Raw genomic sequence first — 3,004 nt, 5'->3', positions numbered from 1 at the left:
GGCTGATACAGCGAGGCGGCTGGAGGATCTGCTCAAGCCTCTCGGGGCCCGGGCCCGCCAGTCGGGCACGACGCGCTCGTCGGAAATCGTTGGCAATGTCGCAAAGAAGATCGAGCGCGACATCGTGCTCGGCCGAATTTTGCCCAAGGAACGCATCATGGAGGACGAACTGGTCTACGGGCTTGGCGTCAAGCGCCATGTCGCGCGCGCCGTGTTGCAGGAGCTGGCGCGCACCGGCCTGGTCAAGCTCGAGCCCTATCGCGGCGCGGTGGTTCGTCACCTGTCGCCCGACGATCTGGTCAAGCTGCATGATGTCCGCCAGCTTTTGATCGCCGCAGCGGTGCAGCGCATCCGTCTTCCGGTATCTCCGGTGCTGATGGGCAAGCTCGAACAGGCGCGGCAGATCCACCGTTCGGCAATCGCCGTGGGCGATCTCGAACTGGCCTATGTCCAGGACCGCGCCTTCCATGACCTTTTGCTGGAGGCGACGGGCAACGAATTCATCGCGCGCTCGATCCACGACTGCGATGCCGGCATGCGCAGCATCGATGCCGGCAGCCTGATGGCGGACAATCTTGTCGCGCCGGCACTCGCCGAGCACGACGAGATGATCAAGGCACTGGACAATCAGGATCTCGAAGGTCTGGGCAGACTGTGCGCGGCGCATTTCGACCGGCCGTTCGCCCATCACATGGCGAACGGCGTCCGGCACTGATTTTCAGAACCTGCCGCTGGCCCCGTTGGCRGCATGGAACGGCGCGCGCCGGTCGTACCAGGGCCGTGCGCGTTCAAGCGATGCCGCAAGTTCCATCAGCGTTGCTTCGCCGGCCGGTGGCGCCACCAGTTGGACGCCAAGTGGCAACCCGGAACGGTCCATGCCGAGCGGCAGCGACAAAGCGGGCTGACCTGAGGCGTTGAACGGCATCATGTAGACAGCGTCCTCGCCCATGGCCGAGGCATCATAGGCGTCGATGTCCTTGGACATATCGTAGTAGCCGAGCGGGCGGGTAGTCTGCGGCAGGACAGGCAGAAGCACGACATCATAGCGCGAGGTCAGCGTGGCGATGTGGCGGGAATGCCGGCGCATCGCCTCGATGTCGCGGCTGTGCTGAATGGCGCTCGTCGCCCGACCGCGTTCGATCGTCGTCCAGATCGTCGCCGACATGTCGGAAGGCTTGTTGGGAACGCCCCGCGCCCTGGCGTGATCGTCGAATTGAGCCGCCGTCTGGACCCGGATCATGCCGGTGTAGGCGCGCCACAAGCCCTCGAAGTCATAGTCGAAATCGAACGGCTCGACCTCGTGCCCGAGCGCGCCGCAGAGCCGCGCCGCATCGCAGACGGCCTCGTCGACGACAGCGCTGTTGGCATCGCCGCGCGGGTTGTTCAGGCTGAATCCGATGCGCAAGCGCCGGCTGCCGGGGGCGGTGCTGTCGAGGAACGACGGGCGCTCCCTGATATAATAGGGCTCGCCAGGATAGCCGCCCTGCAATGCGTCGAGCATGGCCGCAGTGTCCCGGACTGTCCTCGACACGCATGACGATTGCCCGCCGCCGAACCAGAAGTCGGCGGCCTCCGGTCCCGGCGAAATGCGGCCGCGCGACGGCTTGAGGCCGACTAGCCCGTTGATCGCCGCCGGCACGCGGGTGGAACCGGCGCCATCGCCCGCATCGGCCAACGGCAGATATCCCGCCGCGACCGCCACCGCCGCGCCGCCGCTCGAACCGCCTGGTGTCCGGTCAAACGCCCAAGGGTTGCGCGCTGGACCGTGCATAGGCGACTCGGTGGTCAGCGACCAGCCCCATTCTGGCGCGTTGGTCTTGCCGAGCAGGATGAAGCCGGCGTTCTTCGTCCGCTGGGTGATCAGCGAATCCGATTGGGAAACTGAACCGGCAAAGGACGAAATGCTATTTGTCGAGGGAACGCCGGCCCAGGATGAATGCAGGTCCTTGGCAAGATAAGGTACGCCGGCAAACGGCCCGGCCGGCGAAGTGGTGTCGGCCGAGTCGAGCGCTTGCTCGAAGCAGCGGATGACGACCGCATTGAGCGTGCCGTCGAGCGCTTCGATACGGGCGATCGACGTCTCGACCAACTCGCGCGAACTCACCTCGCGGCGGCGCACGAGATCGGCCAAACCGAGCGCGTCGTAGTCGTCGAACTCCTTGAACGGCCCGATTGGCGAACGAGACATCGGCTTCTCCTTCGTTCAGATGCCTAGGCCGCGCAAGAAGGTGCGGCTGTCGCGGATGACGTCGTCGGCCGGAATGTCCCAGCCAAACAGGTGCGATTCATATTCGACAGACGCAGCACCGTCGTAGCCGAGCCGACGCAAGGTGTCGGTAACGGCCTTAAGGTCGACTTCGCCAGTGCCGAGCGGCACGCATTTGAAGTCGGGATAGAGGCCGACCGAATCCTTGACGTGGAAATTGCTGATGCGGCCGAACAGCAATTCCGCCGCCCTGACAGGGTCCTCGCCACGCAACTGGAAGTGAGTCGGGTCGAAAGCGACGCGAACGTCGGAGCCGGGGATGGCCCGGAACAAGTCGAGATACTCGTCAGCTTTGGCGACGATATGCATCGAGCAGCCTTCGATGCCGAACTTGACGCCGCGATCCCTGGCATGGTCGCAAACTTCTTCCAGAGCCGCCGCCAGGTACTTTCGCGCCGTGGCTATGTCGATGCCGCCGAAGGCGCGGCCGGTGAAGACCCAGACCACTGGCGCGCCGATGTCGCGCGCCAGATCCACGGAGCCCTTCAGATAGTCGATGCCGGCGCGCCGTTCCTCTGCCGTTTCCTTGGCAAGGTGCAGACAGGCGCTGAGCGCCGAGATGCTCATGCCAGCATCAGCGATGGCGCTGGCGACATCCGCCCGGCCGGCCGCGTCGAGCGCCGGCGTCACATGCGGCACGAAGCCGTTGCTCCACAGGTCGCCATTGAGCTCGACCGACTTGTACTCGGCGTGCGACAGCTTGCCCGCCAGATCGGTGACGGGCAGCTGGTGCAGGAA

3 protein-coding genes are annotated in these 3,004 nt (G+C 65.1%); 1 reads left to right on the top strand and 2 read right to left on the bottom strand.

The window, feature by feature from the left end; all coding sequences use genetic code 11:
• Positions 1-715, top strand: a 715-nt coding sequence (locus tag AC1DUU_RS27765; RefSeq protein WP_476786567.1) for a GntR family transcriptional regulator, incomplete at its 5' end; no start/stop codon positions are given.
• 3 nt (positions 716-718) lie between these two features.
• On the opposite strand, the gene AC1DUU_RS27760 is transcribed toward AC1DUU_RS27765, so the two are convergent.
• Positions 719-2,188, bottom strand: coding sequence for an amidase (locus AC1DUU_RS27760; RefSeq protein WP_476786566.1), 1,470 nt, complete (start codon positions 2,186-2,188; stop codon positions 719-721).
• A 15-nt stretch (positions 2,189-2,203) separates the two neighbouring features.
• Positions 2,204-3,004 (bottom strand): sugar phosphate isomerase/epimerase family protein (locus AC1DUU_RS27755; protein WP_476786565.1); only part of this gene is annotated, 801 nt, incomplete at its 5' end.

This window comes from Aminobacter sp. P4_H6_2 (genome assembly GCF_056400805.1).
The sequence above is the reverse complement of the archived record's forward strand: the minus strand, read 5'-3'. Positions and strand labels throughout refer to the sequence as shown.